The sequence below is a fragment of the Streptomyces flavalbus genome (genome assembly GCF_042674625.1).
In the GTDB taxonomy this organism is placed as follows: Bacteria; Actinomycetota; Actinomycetes; order Streptomycetales; family Streptomycetaceae; genus Streptomyces; species Streptomyces flavalbus.
The window spans coordinates 4,060,589-4,080,115 of the sequence record NZ_JBHTEB010000001.1; the positions used below are offsets into that span (position 1 = coordinate 4,060,589).

Genomic DNA, 19,527 nt, shown 5'->3' on the forward strand with positions numbered 1-19,527 from the left:
AGTGCACCACCGAGTACGAAGTTATGTGCACCACTGGTTAGGCCACGTCGGTCTCCCGCTCGATGGCCTGGAGGCGGTTCTTGAGCCGGTAGCTGTTGCCGTTGATCGAGACGACTTCGCAGTGGTGCAGGAGCCGGTCGAGGATCGCGGTGGCCAGGACCTCGTCGCCGAAGACCTGGCCCCATTCGCCGAAGGTCTTGTTCGAGGTCAGGATGATCGAGCCCTTCTCGTAACGCTTGGAGATGACCTGGAAGACCAGGTTCGCCTCGGCCCGTTCCAGCGGCTGGTAGCCCACCTCGTCCACCACGAGAACGGCGGGCCGGAGGTAGCTGGTGAGCTTGCTGATCAGACGGCCCTGGTCCTCGGCGGCCTTGAGGTGGCGGACCATGTCGTCAAGGCTGGTGAAGTAGATCGAGTAGCCGGCCCGGCAGGCCGCGACCGCCAAGGCGACGGCGATGTGCGTCTTGCCGACCCCGGGCGGTCCGAGCAGAGCGACGTTGGCCTTGTCCTCGACGAAGGAGAGGGTGGCCAGGTCCTTGACCTTGCGCGGGTCGAGGTCGGGCTGGAAGGAGAAGTCGTAGTCCTCCAGCGTCTTGTGGTGCGGCAGCTTCGACAGCCGCAGACCGTTGCGGAAGCGCCGGTCGTCGCGGACGGCGAGTTCCTCGGCCAGCACGAGGTCGAGGAAGTCGAGGTAGCCCATCTTGGCCTCGTCCGCCCGCTGGACGTACTGGTTCAGGGCCTCGGCCAGGTGCGGCAGGCCGAGCTTGGCGGCGGTGGTGCGGATGCGGGTGCTGGTCAGCTCGCTCAACGGGCTTCCTTGGTCGGGGTGGTGAAGGGACGGGTGCCGGTCAGCTCGTCATAGACCGACAGCGGGCGGCGGCCGACCTCGACGTTCGCGGCGGCGGCCCGGTTCAGCAGAGCCTGCAGCGGTCCGGCCTCCGCCTTCGGCGGCTGGCCGCGTCGGGGTGAGGGCAGAGCGTCGTCACCGGTGGTGACGCGGCGGCCTGCGCCGGTGGGAAGGCCGTCCCAGTGCGTCTCATCCACGATGCGGGCGCCCCGGCCAACGGCCCGCGGATGGATGGCCAGCAGGGTCTGGCCGCTTGCATCGGGAACGGTGGAATGGAGGCTGACTTGCGATTTCGTGGCCCGGATCTCGACTAGCTGGCGGGGGCGGACCTTGCGGGCGGGCACCGAGTAGAGGTTCGCGTCGAAGGCGACCAGGCAGTCCTTGCCGACATGCCGCAGGTGCCTTTGGGCGACCACGTAGGGGGCCGCCGGCAGCGGACGCAGGGCCATGTGGTCGCGCACGGCCCGGTGTCCGATGACCTCACCGTGGGTGCCGTGGACCTTCGCCCGCCGCAGCGGGACCCAGGCGGCGAAGGCGGCGTTGAGTTCCTCGATGGAGGAGAAGGCCCGCCCGGCCAGGACGTGGTCGCGGACGATGTTCACCTGCCGCTCGACCCGGCCCTTGCCCTGAGGCCGGTAGGCGGCCAGCACGTCGATGTCGAAGTCGTAGTGGCCGGCGAAGGCGACCGCCTCCGGGTGCAGCGGAACCGCCTCACCCGGGGCGACGTGCCGGCGCACGACCGTCTTGGTGCGGTCATAGACGATACTTATCGGCACCCCGCCGAAGTGCGCGAACGCGGCCCGATGGCAGTCGAAGAACGTGGCCAGGTCCTGGCTGGTGGTGAAACAGCAGAACGGGTCGCGCGAGTACGACAGCGTCATGTGGAAGGAATAGACCTTCGGGATGCCGACATGCGCGAGGATCTTGCCCTCGTCTCCCCAGTCGACCTGGGCCTGAGCACCGGGGACGACCTCGAAGCGCCGGTGCAGGCCCGCCAGCTCACCCGGGCTGATGCCCAGTTCCTCCGCGATCCGGGGCCGGGCTTCCTGCAGATAGAGCTTCACCCGCTGGTAGTTGATCGCGACCCCGTACTCCTGGGCCAGGCGGTCGTGGATCACCCTGCCCTTGAGCAGGATCTCCGACCTGAGCATCGCGTCGATCAGCGGCGCGACCTCATCCACCACCCGCCGAGGCCGCTGATCTGCTGTTTCTCTCTTCGGCGGCGCGACCGCCGCGGAGTCCTTCAGGTACTTGCTGACCGTCCGGCGGTTCAGCCCGGTCTCCTTCGCGATCTCCCGCAAGCTCATCGCACCGGACTCGTACAGCGGCCGGAACCGCCTCAACTCCAGCCAGCGATGTGGATCCAAAACCACCGTCAGCGGCCTCCCTGCCACCCCGAAACGACAGCAGCAGGCTCACGGCTGGCACCCCATCACCGCATCAAGAATGGTGCACTTTCATCCGTACGAGGTGGTGCACGTTCGCTTGTACGCCGACACCCGAGCGCGTACTTGAAGTCGATCCGCGCCCGCACCGCCTCCGCGGCCTGGCGGTCGGTCAGCCCCTCCACGAACTGGAGCACCGACACCAGCGCCAGCCTGGCCGGAGACCAGGCAGGCCGGCCGCGTGAGGCAAACAGATCCGCGAAGTCCTCGTCGTGGAACATCGGCCCCAACTCGTCCCGCACCCGGATCGCCAGGCTGCCCTTCGGAAACGCGGCACGGGCCACCCGCACCGTCTCCGCCGGAATCTCCCCCGGACCCTTCGGCCGCAGCGACATCGACACCCACCCCCGTGCAAAAACGTCGGTCCCCACGACCACAACCGGGTCGTGGGGACCGACGTCACGCGAGGGGCCGAATAAACCAACAGCGTCCCACGAGGGGGTGGCCCCTTCGTCACGCCGAACCGAATCCTTCGCCACACCGGCCTCTTCGTCACAGCGGCCCTTCACAGCGCCAGCTCTCACAGCGGCCGAAGCACCGGCTCCTTCTGTACCGCCCCGAGCAGCCGGTCCAGCGCCATCTCGACGTCCTCCTTCCAGGAGAGCGTCGTCCGCAGCTCCAGCCTCAGCCGGGGGTACGTCGGATGCGGCCGGACCGTCTTGAACCCCACCGCCAGCAGATGATCCGCGGGCAGCACACAGGCGGGTTCCTTCCAGCGCGCGTCACCGAACGCCTCGATCGCCTTGAAGCCCCGCCGCAGCAGATCCTTGGCCACCGTCTGGACCATCACCCGGCCCAGCCCCTGCCCCTGGAACTCCGGCACGAGATAGGCGGTGATCAACTGCACCGCGTCGGAGGCGACGGGGCTCGTGGGGAACGCCGTCGAACGCGGCACATAGGCCGGGGGCGCGTACAGGACGAAGCCCACCGGCACGTCGTCGACGTAGACGACACGGCCACAGGAGCCCCAGTCCAGGAGCACGGCGGAGATCCAGGCCTCCTTCTCCACCGCGGCCGTGCCCGCCTTTAGCGCGGCCTCACCGCTGACCGGGTCGAGTTCCCAGAAGACGCACGAGCGACAGCGCTGGGGAAGGTTCTGAAGGTTGTCCAGCGTGAGCGGTACGAGCCGACGCCCCATGAAGCCTGTTCCTCGCTTCCTCGTCCACCCGCCGCAGCGCGGGCGGCTGCCAGAGCGCTCCGTTCCCTGAGCAGGCTGCCGACGAATCCACCGACCGCGCCCAGCCCCAGTCCCGCACTCACCAGTCCGGTCCGGCTCATCGCTCGCACGGCTCCGTCTCCCCTCAGAGCTGGCTGTCAGGAGGGTGCGCTCTACTCGATCGCATCGTATCCACGAAGCGATTCCCCTCGATACCGCCAAAAAGCAAAGTGCGGGCCGTGTCCGTTACACACCGGACACGGCCCGCACTTTGCTGGTTCAGGCGTCCTTTTCCTCGGACTCGTCGTCATCCAGGCTCCGCTGGAGCACCGGTCCCTCGCCGGGGGCGAGGGTGCCGAGGATGCGCTCCAGATCCTCCATCGAAGCGAACTCGACGGTGATCTTGCCCTTCTTCTGTCCCAGGTCCACCTTCACCCGGGTCTCGAAGCGGTCCGAGAGCCGGGTCGCCAGGTCGGTCAGCGCCGGGGAGACCCGGGCACCGGCCCGCGGTCCCTTGGAGCGCTGGGTCGCCTGGGGCCGCGAGCCCATCAGCGTCACGATCTCCTCGACCGCCCGCACGGACAGGCCCTCGGCCACGATCCGGTGGGCCAGCCGGTCCTGCTCCTCGGAGTCCTCCACGGAGAGCAGTGCCCGAGCATGGCCCGCGGAGAGCACCCCGGCGGCCACCCGTCGCTGCACGGCCGGAGAGAGCTTCAGCAGCCGCAGGGTGTTGGAGACCTGGGGACGGGAGCGTCCGATCCGGTCCGCGAGCTGGTCATGGGTGCAGTTGAAGTCCTTCAGCAACTGGTCGTAGGCAGCCGCCTCTTCCAGCGGGTTCAGCTGCGCCCGGTGCAGGTTCTCCAGCAGGGCGTCCAGGAGGAGCTTCTCGTCCTCCGTGGCCCGCACGATCGCCGGGATCGCCTCCAGCCCCGCCTCACGGCAGGCCCGCCAGCGGCGCTCGCCCATGATCAGCTCATAGCGCCCCGGAGCGAGCTGCCGGACGACCACGGGCTGGAGGAGCCCCACCTCCTTGATGGAGGTCACCAGCTCCTGAAGGGCATCCTCATCGAAGACCTCGCGCGGCTGCCGAGGGTTCGGTGTGATGGCGTCGAGAGGGATCTCGGCGAAGTGCGCGCCCATGACCGACGCGGGTGCGTCCGATGCCGCGGGGAGCGAGGGCTCCTCTGTTTCACGTGAAACAGGCGGCAGCGTGGCCACCTTTGCCGCGGCCACCCCACGGTCGCCCGTGATCACCGGCACCGCCGACGGGGAGGGCGCCGTGGCGCCTGCGACCGCGGTCTGGGCCGGGGTCCTCTCCGTCGGTGCCGCTGGGATCAGTGCGCCAAGTCCTCGGCCCAGCCCCCTCCGTCGCTCGCTCACTGGATCCCCTCCACCATGCTCTGTTCGCTCTGGACGCCGATATGGGCGTGCGTCGCGTCATAGCTGACGCCCACGCCCTTCAGCGCGATTTCCCGTGCCGCCTCAAGGTAGGAGAGGGCGCCACTCGATCCTGGATCGTAGGTCAGCACCGTCTGCCCATAGCTCGGCGCCTCGGAGATACGGACCGAGCGGGGAATGCTCGTCCGCAGCACCTCATCGCCGAAGTGGGTGCGCACCTCTTCCGCGACCTGGGACGCGAGGCGCGTCCGGCCGTCGTACATGGTGAGCAGAATCGTCGATACATGCAGTGTGGGGTTGAGGTGCCCCCGCACCAGATCGACATTGCGCAGCAACTGGCCCAGCCCTTCCAGCGCGTAGTACTCGCACTGGATCGGGATGAGGACCTCCTGGCCCGCGACAAGGGCGTTGACCGTCAGCAGACCCAGCGAGGGCGGGCAGTCGATGAGGATGTAGTCCAGCGGCTGCTCATACGCCTGGATGGCTCGCTGAAGCCGACTCTCGCGCGCCACGAGGGACACCAGCTCGATCTCCGCACCGGCGAGATCGATCGTGGCGGGCGCGCAGAAGAGCCCCTCGACATCGGGGACCGGCTGGACCACCTCGGAGAGCGGCTTGCTCTCCACCAACACGTCGTAGATGGAAGGGACTTCGGCGTGATGGTCGATCCCCAGCGCGGTGGAGGCGTTCCCCTGTGGGTCGAGGTCGATCACCAGGACACGGCTGCCATGCAGAGCCAGCGACGCGGCAAGGTTGACGGTCGTCGTCGTCTTGCCCACCCCGCCCTTCTGGTTGGCGACCACGATGACACGGGTCTCCTCGGGCCGTGGCAGGCCCTCACCGGCGCGGCCCAGAGCCTCAACCGCCAGTTGGGCAGCACGACCGATAGGCGTGTCGTCCATCGGGGGCGGTGTTTCACGTGAAACATCGTCCCCCATCGACTCGGTACGGGGACCGGGGACCGGATCGGTCATCGGTCCCGCGATGTTGGCGTCGGACCGCAAGGATTCACTCTCCTCGACTTCAGGCTCGCAATGAACAGAGCCTCCCATGCCTTCGGGGTCGTGAACCAGTGAGCCCTGGTGTTCTGTGGAGAAATCCACCTCTGTGGACAACTCCGTGCCCCGTGGGGGCGACGGAGCGTCACGGGATGAAGCCTCTCCTCGGGGAGGAGCCTGCCCGAGAGAACCGAGAGGCTTACGGTCGCGAGGTTCGGCCGCAGCGCGGCCGCGACTGATGATGCCGTGCAGCAGTGAGCGACGTTTCACGTGAAACACGATGCACAGCGGCTAGGCCCCCGCCCGGGAGACACTCCGTCATGCATAGGTTTGACAGCTTGTGTGGAGTACGTCCTGTCGCCATGAGCGATCAACGACGTCGGCGCGCTCTTCCTGTCCGCGCCGCCTTCGCCCTCTTGGCCGCGAACCGCACCCCGCCCGGGCTCTCCCCGACCTCCACACGCACCACGGTGGACATCGGGTCCACGACGCCCTCACCCACATGCAGGATGGACGTCTCCACCGCGCCGAGCTTGCTCAGCGCGGTGGCCGCACTCTTCAGCTCCTCCTCGGCGGTGTCGCCCTTGAGCGCGAGCATCTCGCCGTAGGGACGCAGCAGAGGGATGCCCCAGGTGGCGAGCCGGTCCAGTGGCGCCACGGCACGTGCCGTGACCACATGGACCGGCGGGAGCTTCCCCATGACCTCTTCAGCACGTCCTCGCACCACGGTCACATGGTCAAGGCCCAGCAGTTCGACGACCTCGGTCAGGAAGTTCGTACGCCGCAGCAGGGGCTCCAGCAGCGTGATCTTCAGGTCGTCGCGGACGAGCGCCAGCGGGATGCCGGGCAGCCCGGCCCCCGATCCGACGTCGCACACGGTCACGCCCTCGGGCACGACCTCGGAGAGCACCGCACAGTTCAACAGATGCCTCTCCCACAGCCGGGGCACCTCACGCGGACCGATGAGCCCGCGCTGCACTCCCGCCTCGGCGAGAAGCTCCGCGTACCGGACCGCATCCCCGTAGCGATCGCCGAATACATCGCGGGCCTGCTCGGGCGCAGGGGGGAGTTCAGCTTCCTCCGTCACGGGGACCGTCCTTCCGTACCGCATCGACGCGCTGAGCGCCGACTCCAGAACTACAGGCTGACAAAGTTCGGCCCCGCCTGCGCAACAGACGGGGCCGGAGGATGTGGGACCGCCGAGGCCCCAGACCGGTACTGGTGAGGACCAGGCCGGGGCCTGACTCAGGCGGGCAGCACGACGACGAAGCGCTGCGGCTCCTCGCCCTCGGACTCACTGCGCAGGCCCGCGGCCTTGACCGCGTCGTGCACGACCTTGCGCTCGAACGGCGTCATCGGCTTCAGCTTCACCGGTTCACCGCTGTTCTTCGCCTCGGCCGCCGCCTTCGCGCCCAGCTCGGACAGCTCGGCGCGCTTCTTCGCCCGGTAGCCCGCGATGTCCAGCATCAGTCGGCTGCGGTCGCCGGTTTCCCGGTGCACGGCCAGGCGGGTCAGCTCCTGGAGGGCCTCCAGCACCTCGCCGTCGCGTCCGACCAGCTTCTGCAGGTCGCGGCTGCCGGTGTCGCTGATGATCGAGACAGAGGCGCGGTCGCCCTCGACGTCCATGTCGATGTCACCGTCGAGGTCCGCGATGTCCAGCAGGCCCTCAAGGTAGTCCGCCGCGATGTCGCCCTCCTGCTCCAGGCGGGTCAGGGTGTCTGCGCCCTCGGCAGCGGCGGAGGTGGTGCCTTCCGTCACGGGATGGACTCCTTCTTACTTCTTGGTCGGGGACTTGGGCCGCTGCGGGCCCTTGCGCTGACCGGACTGGGCCCGGCTTCGGCCGCCGCCGGACTTGGGTGCCGCCTTCCCGGTGGACCCGGACGGCTTGCCGCCCTGCGGCTCGTCGGACTTGCTCAGCGACGTCGACGACGAGGACGCGTCGCCCTCATCGGCAGCACCGCCACCCGTGGCCGACGTGCTCTTCGCACCGCCGCCGGACTGGCGCTTGGACTTGGGCTGCCGCTTGGGCTGCTGACGCTTGGGAGCGGTCGTGGAAGCGGGGGCACCGTCCTCGGTGGCGACGGCTACCGCGCTGTCGCTCTTGCTCACGGTGCCGTCAGCCTGGGCGGCGAGCCCCGCCTTGCTCAGCCCGTTGATGAACTTGCGCTCGTACTCGTTGCGGTCCCGGCCCTTGGCGACGATGGCCTTGATGATGGCGCGGTCGCGACGGTTGCGGGCCCCGCTGTGGTGCGTGACGTGCTTGTACAGGCGCTCCAGGTAGGCGGCCTGGGCCTTCGAACCCGGGGTGGGGTTGTTGTGGATCACGTACATCTGCTGGCCCATGGTCCACAGGTTGGTGGTCAGCCAGTAGACGAGGACACCGACCGGGAAGTTGATGCCGAAGACGGCGAAGATGACGGGGAAGACGTACATCAGCATCTTCTGCTGCTGCATGAACGGCGTCTTCACCGTGGTGTCGACGTTCTTCGTCATCAACTGGCGCTGCGTGTAGAACTGCGACAGCGACATCAGGACGATCATGATGGCGGTGACGACCCGCACATCGGTGATCGAGGAGCCGAGCGCCTCGACCTTGGAGGAGCTGTCGGTGAACTTCGCGGCCAGCGGAGCACCGAAGATGTGCGCCTTCTGCGCGCTCTCCAGCAGCCTGGTGTTGATCACGCCGATGGTGTCGTTCGACGCGATGCTGTTGAGCACGTGGTAGAGGGCGAAGAAGAACGGCGACTGCGCCAGGATGGGAAGGCACGAGGAGAGCGGGTTGGTACCCGTCTCCTTGTACAGCTTCATCATCTCTTCGGACTGGCGCTGCTTGTCGTTCTTGTAGCGCTCCTGGATCTTCTTCATCTCCGGCTGGAGCGTCTGCATCGCGCGCGTCGCCTTGATCTGCTTCACGAAGAGCGGGATCAGGCAGATACGGATCAGAATCACCAGGGACACGATGGACAGGCCCCAGGCCCAGCCCGTGTCAGGGCCGAAGATCGCACCGTACAGCTTGTGGAACTGGACGATGACCCACGAGACGGGTGTGGTGATAAAGCTGAAGAGGCTGGCAATCGTGTCCACTAATCATGCTCCTTGGGCATGGGACGAGGTCTCTGCGGCCGGGCTGGAAGGACTCACAGAATTCTGTCCCTCGGTGGCCGGGTCGGCGGCGGAGGGCCCGCCCTTGCGTGCGCGCCACGCACCGCGCAGCATTTCGTGCCACCGCGGGCGCTTGCGCGGTGGGACATGGTCCACACCGCCCAGCGACCACGGGTTGCACCGGAGGATGCGCCAGGCGGTGAGCGCCGTGCCCTTGATCGCACCGTGCCGGTCGATGGCCGTGTAGCCGTAGTGGGAACACGACGGGTAGTACTTGCACACCGGTCCGAGCAGCGGGCTGATCGTCCACTGGTACAGCTTGATCAGCGCCAGCAGCGGGTACTTCATCGCGCACCCCCTCCCAGCAGCCGCTGAAGCGCGGCATCCAGGTCTCGGGCTAGCTGTGCATAGTCGGCGTCGCCCGCCCCGGGCAGCGCCCGTACGACTACCAGGCTACCGGGGGCCAGGTCGGTGACCCGCTCCCGCATCAGGTGACGCAGTCTGCGCTTGACTTTGTTGCGTACGACCGCGCCACCCACGGCCTTGCTGACGACGAAACCCGCACGCGTCGGGGGAGCGCTCTCCCCAGGCGCGTGCGGGTCCGTTGCACCGCTTCGTAGGTGGACGACGAGGAGAGGGCGTCCAGCCCTGCGGCCTCGTCGTACCGCGGTCGCGAAGTCCTCGCGCCGCCTCAGCCGGTTCTCGGTGGGCAGCACGACGTCATGACCTGACCGGGATCAGGCGGACAGACGGGCGCGACCCTTGCCACGGCGGGACGCGAGGATCGCGCGGCCGGCACGGGTGCGCATACGCAGCCGGAAGCCGTGGGTCTTCGCGCGACGACGGTTGTTCGGCTGGAAGGTGCGCTTGCTCACTCGGGGGCTCCAGAAAGAAATCGGGGTTGGCGGGGTGCCGTCCTGGCTGTCACCGTGCGCCCACGAGTAGCTCGCGTTACGCCCGAGTGCACCGCTTTCCGATCACCGCAATCCCTCCGCCAACCAGCGGAGACGTGATCTGTGCCCATCGGAGGCAGGCGGCAGCAGCCATCGACAACTCGACCTGGTTACGGTACGCGCGGCTGCGCCATTCGGTCAAACCAGGGGCCAGTGGGAGACACTATCCACAGGCTGGGGACAACAACTTGAACCGCACCCGTCGCCCTGACTACCTTGGCTGAACTCCGATTCGTTCCCTTGTCCCCACCCCACCCGATTTACATCCCGACCCGTCCCGTGAACCACACGTTCGTGGGAACTATGAGAGAGCGTGCCCTGTGGCTGACGTACCCGCCGATCTTGCCGCAGTGTGGCCGCGAGTACTCGAACAGCTCCTCGGCGAGGGCCGCGGGCAGGGGGTCGAGGCCAAGGACGAGCACTGGATCCGCCGCTGTCAGCCGCTGGCGCTGGTCGCGGACACCGCCCTGCTCGCCGTACCGAACGAATTCGCGAAAGGCGTACTGGAGGGCCGTCTCGCCCCGGTCGTCAGCGAGACCCTGAGCCGGGAGTGCGGTCGGCCGATCCGGATCGCGATCACCGTGGACGACTCCGCCGGTGAGCCCCCGGCCCCGCCGAGCCCTCCCCAGCAGCACCGCTACGAGGAGCCGGAGCCGCCCTCCGGTCCCTACGACGGCTACGGCCGCCACCGCGGCGACCAGCACCCGGGGGACCAGCTCCCCACCGCCCGCCCGGCCTACCCGTCGGAGTACCAGCGCCCCGAGCCCGGCGCCTGGCCGCGCCCGGGACAGGACGACTACGGCTGGCAGCAGCAGCGCCTCGGCTTCCCGGAGCGGGACCCGTACGCGTCGCCGTCGTCGCAGGAGTCGTACGGCTCATCCGACTCCTACGGCTCCCAGGACACCTACGGTTCGCAGGACTCCTACGGCGCGCAGGAGCCGTACCGCCCGCAGGACTCGTACGGCCAACAGGACGCGTACGGATCGCAGGACAAGTACGGCGGCCCCTCCCAGGACTACCGCCCACAGCCTGTGGATCGTCCGTCCTACGACCAGCAGCGCTCCGAGTACGAGCCCCCGCGCGGCGACTACGACCAGCGGGACGGCCGCCGGGAGCTGCCCGAGCCGCCCGCCGGTTCCGGGCACGTGCACCGCGGCGGCCCGGTCGGCTCCGCGCTGCCCGCCTCCAGCGGCGCCCCGGGCCCGCTGGCCGCGCAGCCCGCCCCGGCGACCGGCCCCGGTGAGCCGACCGCGCGGCTGAACCCGAAGTACCTCTTCGACACGTTCGTCATCGGCGCCTCCAACCGCTTCGCGCACGCCGCCGCGGTGGCCGTCGCCGAGGCGCCCGCGAAGGCGTACAACCCCCTGTTCATCTACGGGGAGTCCGGGCTCGGCAAGACGCACCTGCTGCACGCGATCGGGCACTACGCGCGGAGCCTGTACCCGGGCACGCGCGTGCGGTACGTCAGCTCGGAGGAGTTCACCAACGAGTTCATCAACTCCATCCGCGACGGCAAGGGCGACAGCTTCCGCAAGCGCTACCGCGAGATGGACATCCTGCTCGTCGACGACATCCAGTTCCTGGCGGACAAGGAGTCGACGCAGGAGGAGTTCTTCCACACGTTCAACACGCTCCACAACGCCAACAAGCAGATCGTGCTCTCCAGCGACCGGCCGCCGAAGCAGCTGGTCACGCTGGAGGACCGGCTGAGGAACCGTTTCGAGTGGGGCCTGATCACCGATGTCCAGCCGCCCGAGCTGGAGACGCGGATCGCGATCCTGCGCAAGAAGGCGGTGCAGGAGCAGCTCAACGCCCCGCCGGAGGTGCTGGAGTTCATCGCCTCCCGGATCTCGCGCAACATCCGCGAGCTGGAGGGGGCGCTGATCCGGGTGACGGCGTTCGCGTCGCTCAACCGGCAGCCGGTGGACCTGGGGCTCACCGAGATCGTCCTGAAGGACCTGATCCCCGGCGGGGACGACTCGACGCCGGAGATCACCTCGACGGCCATCATGAGCGCGACCGCGGACTACTTCGGCCTCACGGTCGAGGACCTGTGCGGCAGCTCGCGCGGGCGGCAGCTCGTCACGGCGCGCCAGATCGCGATGTACCTGTGCCGTGAGCTGACGGACCTGTCGCTGCCGAAGATCGGCGCGCTGTTCGGCGGCCGGGACCACACGACGGTGATGCACGCCGACCGCAAGATCCGCAATCTGATGGCCGAGCGGCGCTCCATCTACAACCAGGTGACCGAGCTGACGAACCGCATCAAGAACGGCTGACCGGGGCGGCTCCAGGGCCGCTCGTACGGCGTCCAGGGCGCCCCCGGAGGACTTCCGGGGGCGCCCTTCGCTGTTCCCGGGGCCTCCTCGGTGCTCGCCCGCGCGCCACCCGCTGTTCGAATACTCGCCGGGTTACGGCCACTCTCCACAGATTCGGTGACTTTCTGCCGTCCACATCCTGGGGACCGCGAAGTTGTCCAGACCGTATCCACAGCCGACCCTGTTGATAGATCATCAGGCCAGGTCAGGTCCTTGTGGATTGGTGGACGAAAGATCTCCACAACCTGTGGACAGCGACTTGGTCCACAGCCTGTGCACGGAGTTGTCCACCGGCAACCCACAGGCTGGGACCGATTGTCCCCAGCGATCCCCAGCTTCTCCACAGCTCTGTCCACTGTTCGGCAACATGACGCGCCTCCTCACCGCGTCGAGTGAAGCGCGTCACACAAAGGTGCCAGGTTGGGCTGTGGGAAAGATGGGTAAAGCTGGGGACGGCGCTGGGGAGAACTCGCCCCTGCCTGTGCACGGGGTGTGCAGAACTTTCTGTTCTCCACAGCGGACCTTGGTTGTCCACCGCCTCCGCCCACAGGGTCCGTGGACAAAATTCCCGCTCTGAGCTGGGCAAACGTGGTTATCCACGGTATCCACAGGCCCTACTACTACCCCCAACCAGTTAGAGCGGGGAATTCGTTTCGAAGCGGGTCCTGTGCACAACTCGCCGCTCGGAGCCCGGCTGCCCCTCGTCACGACTTGACCCCGAGAGGCACCTACTGTCAGTGCCGTGCGTCAGACTGTTCCCCGGTGTCCTTCCCGTCCCGGGACCGGCGACACCGAGACAGACGACGAAGCGAAGCAGGGCGAGAAGCGCCGGCAACAGCAGGAGGCGGCTAACCGTGAAGATCCGGGTGGAACGCGACGTACTCGCGGAGGCAGTGGCCTGGGCGGCACGCAGCCTCCCGGCCCGTCCGCCGGCGCCTGTCCTCGCCGGCCTGCTCCTGAAGGCCGAGGACGGCCAGCTGAGCCTGTCCAGCTTCGACTACGAGGTCTCCGCGCGGGTCAGCGTCGAGGCCGAGGTCGAGGAGGAGGGCACGGTCCTCGTCTCTGGCCGTCTGCTCGCCGACATCTCGCGCGCCCTCCCCAACCGGCCGGTGGAGATTTCCACAGACGGTGTACGGGCGACGGTGGTCTGCGGCTCCTCCCGCTTCACCCTCCACACCCTGCCGGTGGAGGAGTACCCCGCGCTGCCGCAGATGCCGAACGCGACGGGCACGGTCCCCGGCGAGGTCTTCGCCTCCGCCGTGCAGCAGGTCGCCATCGCCGCGGGCCGCGACGACACGCTGCCCGTCCTCACCGGCGTCCGCATCGAGATCGAGGGCGACACGGTCACGCTGGCCTCCACCGACCGCTACCGCTTCGCGGTCCGCGAGTTCCTGTGGAAGCCGGAGAACCCCGACACCTCCGCGGTCGCCCTGGTGCCCGCCAAGACGCTCCTGGACACCGCCAAGGCGCTCACCAGCGGTGACAGCGTGATCCTGGCGCTGTCCGGCTCCGGCGCGGGCGAGGGACTCATCGGCTTCGAGGGCGCCGGTCGCCGTACGACGACCCGCCTGCTGGAGGGCGACCTCCCGAAGTACCGGACGCTGTTCCCGACCGAGTTCAACAGCGTCGCCGTCATCGAGACCGCGCCCTTCGTGGAGGCCGTCAAGCGCGTGGCCCTGGTCGCCGAGCGCAACACCCCGGTGCGGCTCAGCTTCGAGCAGGGCGTGCTCATCCTGGAGGCCGGTTCCAGCGACGACGCACAGGCTGTGGAAAGGGTCGACGCCCAACTGGAGGGCGACGACATCTCGATCGCCTTCAACCCGACCTTCCTGCTGGACGGCCTGAGCGCGATCGACTCCCCGGTGGCGCAGCTCTCCTTCACGACGTCCACCAAGCCCGCGCTGCTCAGCGGCAAGCCCGCGCTGGACGCCGAGGCGGACGACGCGTACAAGTACCTGATCATGCCGGTCCGGCTGAGCGGCTGACCCCGGGCTCCCCAGAAGCCGCAGGTGGGGCGTACGTATGAGCACGTATGCCCACAGGTGTGCGTGAGCGTCCGGGTTTAGGCTCGTACGTGGGTACGAACGTGCCGCGGCACGGACGGCCGTAACGCCACCTCGCGAACCTAAGGAACACAACTGATGGAGCTCGGTCTCGTCGGCCTCGGCAAGATGGGCGGCAACATGCGCGAGCGGATCCGCCGCGCTGGCCACACCGTCCTCGGCTACGACCGCAACGCGGATCTCGCCGATGTCCACAGCCTGGAAGAGCTTGTGGGCAAGCTCAGCGGCCCGCGCGTGGTGTGGGTGATGGTCCCGGCGGGCGAGCCCACCCAGACCACCATCGACCAGCTCGCGGAGCTGCTGGAGCCCGGTGACGTGGTCGTGGACGGCGGCAACTCGCGCTGGACGGACGACGAGAAGCACGCCGCGGAGCTGGCCGCCAAGGGCATCGGCTTCGTCGACTGCGGCGTCTCCGGCGGCGTCTGGGGCCTGGAGAACGGCTACGCGCTGATGTACGGCGGCGACGCGGAGAACGTGGCGAAGGTGCAGCCGGTCTTCGACGCGCTCAAGCCCGAGGGCGACTTCGGCGCCGTCCACGCGGGCAAGGTCGGCGCGGGCCACTTCGCGAAGATGGTCCACAACGGCATCGAGTACGCGATGATGCAGGCGTACGCCGAGGGTTGGGAGCTGCTGGAGAAGGTCGACTCCGTGACCGACGTCCGGGAGGTCTTCCGCTCCTGGCAGGAGGGCACGGTCATCCGCTCCTGGCTGCTCGACCTGGCCGTCAACGCCCTCGACGAGGACGAGCACCTGGAGGGTCTGCGCGGCTACGCCCAGGACTCCGGCGAGGGCCGGTGGACCGTGGAGGCCGCCATCGACAACGCCGTGCCGCTGCCCGCGATCACGGCGTCCCTCTTCGCCCGGTTCGCCTCGCGCCAGGAGGACTCGCCGCAGATGAAGATGATCGCGGCGCTGCGGAACCAGTTCGGCGGCCACGCGGTCGAGAAGAAGTAGTCCGGTCGAGAAGAGGTGGTCCACAGGGCCGCCTCGTAGTCCACAGGACCGTTTCGGCGGTCCACAACGCCGGGGGAGGTCGGCGAACGACCATGCACGTCACGCATCTGTCGCTGGCCGACTTCCGCTCGTACGCCCGGGTCGAGGTCCCGCTCGACCCGGGCGTCACGGCCTTCGTCGGCCCCAACGGGCAGGGCAAGACGAACCTGGTCGAGGCGGTCGGCTACCTCGCCACCCTCGGCAGCCACCGCGTCTCCTCCGACGCCCCGCTGGTCCGCATGGGCGCCGAGCGCGCGGTCATCCGGGCGCAGGTGCGGCAGGGCGAGCGGCAGCAACTGGTCGAGCTGGAGCTGAACCCGGGCCGCGCCAACCGGGCCCGCGTCAACAGGTCCTCGCAGGTCAGACCCCGGGACATCCTGGGCATCGTACGCACCGTGCTGTTCGCGCCGGAGGACCTCGCGCTGGTCAAGGGCGACCCCGGGGAGCGGCGCCGCTTCCTGGACGAGCTGATCACCGCGCGCTCCCCGCGGATGGCCGGGGTCCGCTCCGACTACGACCGGGTGCTCAAGCAGCGCAACACCCTGCTGAAGTCGGCGGCGCTGGCCCGCCGCCACGGTGGCCGCTCGATGGACCTGTCCACCCTCGACGTGTGGGACCAGCACCTCGCGCGCGTGGGCGCCGAACTGCTCGCCCAGCGCCTCGACCTGATCGCCGCGCTCCAGCCGCTGGCCGACAAGGCGTACGAGCAACTGGCCCCCGGCGGCGGCCCGCTCGCCCTGGAGTACAAGCCGTCGGCGCCCGGCGAGGCACACGCGCGTGAGGCGCTGTACGAGCAGCTCACGGCGGCGCTCGCGGACGTCCGCAAGCAGGAGATCGAGCGGGGCGTCACCCTGGTCGGCCCGCACCGCGACGACCTGCTGCTCAAGCTGGGCGAGCTGCCCGCGAAGGGGTACGCCTCCCACGGCGAGTCCTGGTCGTACGCGCTGGCGCTGCGGCTGGCCTCCTACGACCTGCTGCGCGCCGAGGGCAACGAGCCGGTGCTGGTCCTCGACGACGTGTTCGCCGAGCTGGACACCCGGCGCCGGGAGCGGCTGGCGGAGCTGGTGGCGCCCGGCGAGCAGGTGCTGGTGACGGCCGCGGTCGACGACGACGTACCGCACGTGCTCAGCGGCGCGCGGTACGCGGTGTCCGGGGGGGCGGTGGAGCGCGTATGAGCGACCAGATCCCTGGGGGCGGTCCCGGGAGTATCCCCGAGGACACCCCGAGGCGGACCCCGGCGGACCCCGGCAAGGCGGCGCCTGCCGCGCCCTCCGGCGTCGACCTCGCGCGCGTGGCGTTGCGCGCGGCGCGGGAGCAGGCACGCGCGCGTGGGGACGCGGTGCGGCAGCGGAAGCAGGCGCGTCGCGGCGGGCTGCGCTCCGGCGCGCGCGCCGACGGCCGTGATCCGATGGCGCTCGGCTCGGCGATCAACCGGCTGATCACCGAACGCGGTTGGGAGGCCCCGGCGGCGGTGGGCGGCGTGATGGGCCGCTGGCCGCAGATCGTCGGGGAGGACGTGGCCAAGCACTGCGTGCCCGAGCGGTACGACGAGGACGAGCGCGTGCTGGTGGTCCGCTGCGACTCCACGGCCTGGGCGACGAACCTGCGGCTGCTGGCGCCGACGCTGGTCGCCCGGCTCAACGAGGACCTCGGGCACGGCGCGGTGCGGCAGATCAAGGTGCTCGGCCCCGGCGGCCCGGCCCGCCGCTACGGCCCGCTGCGGGCCCCGGGGAGCACTGGCCCCGGCGACACCTACGGGTGACGAACGTCACGTAGGGGACTTCGGCGCGCCCCTCGGACGGCCCCGTATGTCCCTGTGGACGGGCCCGCGCGCCCGGCGCACACAGTTGCGAATCGCGACCTGACCCTGGAGTAGCAAAGGGTTGACGCCCCGAAGCGCTGAGTGCCTCTGTGAGCCTCTTGGAGCCCCCATCCGCATATCGGGAGTCGGACGAGCGCCGTTCAGGGCGGCACATGAGGACTCAGGTACCGGCAAACCCCCATCACTGTCAGTGCTACCGGTAGACTGGGAGAGAATCCCGCCCCGAACGTGGGGACCGTCCGGGAAACGCTGAGCAACGCTGATCAAGGCTTACCACCGCAACATGCCGCAGCCGCTCCGGCAACCGCCGACGAGCCCGGCTCGTGCTGTGCCAGAAAGGGCGCTTCGTGGCCGATTCCGGCAACCCCAACGAGAACATCCCGTCCACCGAGGCCCCGGCCGGTGCTGCCGAGGCTTCCGTCACGGCGTCCTACGACGCCAGCGCCATCACGGTCCTCGAGGGCCTGGACGCGGTCCGCAAGCGTCCCGGTATGTACATCGGCTCGACCGGTGAACGAGGACTGCACCACCTCGTGTACGAGGTGGTCGACAACTCCGTCGACGAGGCGCTGGCGGGCCACGCGGACACGATCGAGGTGACGATCCTCGCCGACGGCGGCGTCCGCGTCGTCGACAACGGCCGTGGCATCCCGGTGGGCATCGTCCCGTCCGAGGGCAAGCCCGCCGTCGAGGTCGTACTGACCGTGCTGCACGCGGGCGGCAAGTTCGGCGGCGGTGGTTACGCGGTCTCCGGTGGTCTGCACGGCGTCGGCGTCTCGGTCGTGAACGCCCTGTCGAGCAAGGTCTCCGTCGAGGTCCGCACGGACGGCCACCGCTGGACGCAGGACTACAAGATGGGCGTACCGACCGCCCCGCTGGCGAAGCACGAGGCGACCGAGGAGACCGGCACGTCGGTCACCTTCTGGGCCGACGGCGACATCTTCGAGACGACCGACTACTCCTTCGAGACGCTCTCGCGGCGCTTCCAGGAGATGGCGTTCCTCAACAAGGGCCTGACGATCAAACTCACCGACGAGCGCGAGTCGGCGAAGGCCACCTCGGGGGCGGACGAGGCGGGCGCGGACGAGACGGCCGAGGTCAAGACGGTCACGTACCACTACGAGGGCGGCATCGTCGACTTCGTGAAGTACCTGAACTCCCGCAAGGGCGAGACGGTGCACCCCACGGTCATCGACCTGGAGGCGGAGGACAAGGACAAGAGCCTCTCCCTCGAAGTCGCCATGCAGTGGAACAGCGGCTACAGCGAGGGCGTGTACTCCTTCGCCAACATCATCCACACGCATGAGGGCGGCACCCACGAGGAGGGCTTCCGCGCGGCGCTCACCAACCTCATCAACAAGTACGCGCGCGACAAGAAGCTCCTCCGTGAGAAGGACGACAACCTCACGGGTGACGACATCCGCGAGGGTCTGACCGCGATCATCTCGGTGAAGCTGAGCGAGCCGCAGTTCGAGGGCCAGACCAAGACCAAGCTGGGCAACACGGAGGCGAAGACCTTCGTCCAGAAGGCGGTCTACGAACACCTCAACGACTGGCTCGACCGCAACCCGAACGAGGCCGCGGACATCATCCGCAAGGGCATCCAGGCGGCCACCGCGCGCGTGGCGGCCCGCAAGGCGCGCGACCTGACCCGCCGCAAGGGCCTGCTGGAGACGGCGTCCCTGCCGGGCAAGCTCTCCGACTGCCAGTCCAACGACCCCACCAAGTGCGAGATCTTCATCGTCGAGGGTGACTCCGCGGGCGGCTCGGCCAAGTCCGGCCGCAACCCGGAGTACCAGGCGATCCTGCCGATCCGCGGCAAGATCCTGAACGTCGAGAAGGCGCGGATCGACAAGATCCTCCAGAACCAGGAGATCCAGGCGCTGATCTCGGCCTTCGGCACCGGTGTCCACGAGGACTTCGACATCGAGAAGCTGCGCTACCACAAGATCATCCTGATGGCGGACGCCGACGTCGACGGCCAGCACATCAACACCCTGCTGCTGACCTTCCTGTTCCGCTTCATGCGGCCGCTGGTCGAGGCCGGGCACGTGTTCCTGTCCCGTCCCCCGCTCTACAAGATCAAGTGGGGCAAGGACGACTTCGAGTACGCGTACTCCGACCGCGAGCGCGACGCGCTGATCGAGCTGGGCCGCCAGGCGGGCAAGCGCATCCGGGACGACTCGGTGCAGCGCTTCAAGGGCCTCGGCGAGATGAACGCCGAGGAGCTGCGCGTGACCACGATGGACCAGGAGCACCGCGTCCTCGGCCAGGTCACCCTCGACGACGCCGCCCAGGCCGACGACCTGTTCTCGGTCCTCATGGGCGAGGACGTCGAGGCCCGCCGCCAGTTCATCCAGCGCAACGCCAAGGACGTCCGCTTCCTCGACATCTGAGTCGGTCTCAGCTGACCGCACCAGGAAGGACCTTCA

18 protein-coding genes are annotated in these 19,527 nt (G+C 68.7%); 6 read left to right on the plus strand and 12 right to left on the minus strand.

Translation table 11 applies throughout. The features are described from left to right. Positions 1-37: 37 nt before the first annotated feature. The 12 genes from istB to rpmH all read right to left on the minus strand — a co-directional run bounded on the left by istB (position 38) and on the right by rpmH (position 9,821). Positions 38-808, minus strand: a complete 771-nt coding sequence (istB, locus tag ACFQZ6_RS18265; protein WP_381604214.1) for an IS21-like element helper ATPase IstB — start codon at positions 806-808, stop codon at positions 38-40. Next, the gene (gene istA, locus ACFQZ6_RS18270) at positions 805-2,154 is read right to left on the minus strand and encodes an IS21 family transposase (RefSeq protein ID WP_449334067.1); all 1,350 of its coding nucleotides are present in this window, start codon (positions 2,152-2,154) and stop codon (positions 805-807) included. The genes istB and istA overlap by 4 nt, the downstream gene beginning before the upstream one ends. Positions 2,155-2,279: 125 nt before the next feature. Further along, positions 2,280-2,627 carry a transposase gene (locus tag ACFQZ6_RS18275; RefSeq protein ID WP_381610367.1) on the minus strand — a complete coding sequence of 116 codons (348 nt, stop codon included), beginning with the start codon at positions 2,625-2,627 and terminating at the stop codon, positions 2,280-2,282. Between the two features lie 185 nt (positions 2,628-2,812). Continuing rightward, a complete protein-coding gene (locus tag ACFQZ6_RS18280; protein ID WP_381610371.1) occupies positions 2,813-3,430 on the minus strand; it encodes a GNAT family N-acetyltransferase in 618 nt (205 codons plus the stop codon). Between the two features lie 297 nt (positions 3,431-3,727). Further along, positions 3,728-4,828 (minus strand): ParB/RepB/Spo0J family partition protein, encoded by a 1,101-nt coding sequence (locus ACFQZ6_RS18285; RefSeq protein WP_381610374.1) that lies wholly within the window; start codon positions 4,826-4,828, stop codon positions 3,728-3,730. After that, a complete protein-coding gene (locus ACFQZ6_RS18290) occupies positions 4,825-5,898 on the minus strand; it encodes a ParA family protein (RefSeq protein ID WP_381618421.1) in 1,074 nt (357 codons plus the stop codon). Before ACFQZ6_RS18290 ends, ACFQZ6_RS18285 begins: the two co-directional genes overlap by 4 nt. 316 nt (positions 5,899-6,214) lie before the next feature. Next, entirely contained in the window at positions 6,215-6,931 is a 717-nt protein-coding gene (gene rsmG / locus ACFQZ6_RS18295; protein WP_381610376.1) for a 16S rRNA (guanine(527)-N(7))-methyltransferase RsmG, read from the minus strand. 158 nt (positions 6,932-7,089) lie between these two features. Then, positions 7,090-7,602 (minus strand): Jag family protein, encoded by a 513-nt coding sequence (locus ACFQZ6_RS18300; RefSeq protein ID WP_381610379.1) that lies wholly within the window; start codon positions 7,600-7,602, stop codon positions 7,090-7,092. A gap of 15 nt (positions 7,603-7,617) precedes the next feature. Beyond that, complete coding sequence (gene yidC, locus ACFQZ6_RS18305) at positions 7,618-8,928, minus strand: membrane protein insertase YidC (protein ID WP_381610382.1); 1,311 nt, start codon at positions 8,926-8,928, stop codon at positions 7,618-7,620. A 3-nt stretch (positions 8,929-8,931) separates the two neighbouring features. Then, entirely contained in the window at positions 8,932-9,294 is a 363-nt protein-coding gene (yidD, locus tag ACFQZ6_RS18310) for a membrane protein insertion efficiency factor YidD (RefSeq protein WP_360225122.1), read from the minus strand. Continuing rightward, on the minus strand, positions 9,291-9,662 hold the full coding sequence (gene rnpA, locus ACFQZ6_RS18315) for a ribonuclease P protein component (RefSeq protein ID WP_381610385.1): 372 nt from the start codon (positions 9,660-9,662) through the stop codon (positions 9,291-9,293). The genes yidD and rnpA overlap by 4 nt, the downstream gene beginning before the upstream one ends. A 21-nt stretch (positions 9,663-9,683) precedes the next feature. Then, positions 9,684-9,821 (minus strand): 50S ribosomal protein L34, encoded by a 138-nt coding sequence (gene rpmH / locus ACFQZ6_RS18320; protein WP_003949374.1) that lies wholly within the window; start codon positions 9,819-9,821, stop codon positions 9,684-9,686. A 398-nt stretch (positions 9,822-10,219) separates the two neighbouring features. Here rpmH and dnaA point away from each other — a divergent pair, with 398 nt between their 5' ends. From dnaA to gyrB, 6 genes are all read left to right on the plus strand, one after another. Continuing rightward, entirely contained in the window at positions 10,220-12,178 is a 1,959-nt protein-coding gene (gene dnaA, locus ACFQZ6_RS18325) for a chromosomal replication initiator protein DnaA (protein ID WP_381610388.1), read from the plus strand. A gap of 893 nt (positions 12,179-13,071) precedes the next feature. Then, complete coding sequence (dnaN, locus tag ACFQZ6_RS18330) at positions 13,072-14,202, plus strand: DNA polymerase III subunit beta (RefSeq protein WP_360225118.1); 1,131 nt, start codon at positions 13,072-13,074, stop codon at positions 14,200-14,202. A gap of 156 nt (positions 14,203-14,358) precedes the next feature. Further along, on the plus strand, positions 14,359-15,234 hold the full coding sequence (gene gnd, locus ACFQZ6_RS18335) for a phosphogluconate dehydrogenase (NAD(+)-dependent, decarboxylating) (RefSeq protein ID WP_381610393.1): 876 nt from the start codon (positions 14,359-14,361) through the stop codon (positions 15,232-15,234). A 92-nt stretch (positions 15,235-15,326) separates the two neighbouring features. Then, a complete protein-coding gene (gene recF, locus ACFQZ6_RS18340) occupies positions 15,327-16,448 on the plus strand; it encodes a DNA replication/repair protein RecF (RefSeq protein WP_381610396.1) in 1,122 nt (373 codons plus the stop codon). Beyond that, positions 16,445-17,035: a DUF721 domain-containing protein gene (locus ACFQZ6_RS18345; RefSeq protein WP_381610399.1), complete on the plus strand. Its 591-nt coding sequence runs from the start codon at positions 16,445-16,447 to the stop codon at positions 17,033-17,035. Before recF ends, ACFQZ6_RS18345 begins: the two co-directional genes overlap by 4 nt. A gap of 383 nt (positions 17,036-17,418) precedes the next feature. Beyond that, positions 17,419-19,491, plus strand: a complete 2,073-nt coding sequence (gene gyrB, locus ACFQZ6_RS18350) for a DNA topoisomerase (ATP-hydrolyzing) subunit B (RefSeq protein ID WP_381610402.1) — start codon at positions 17,419-17,421, stop codon at positions 19,489-19,491. Positions 19,492-19,527: the final 36 nt, after the last annotated feature.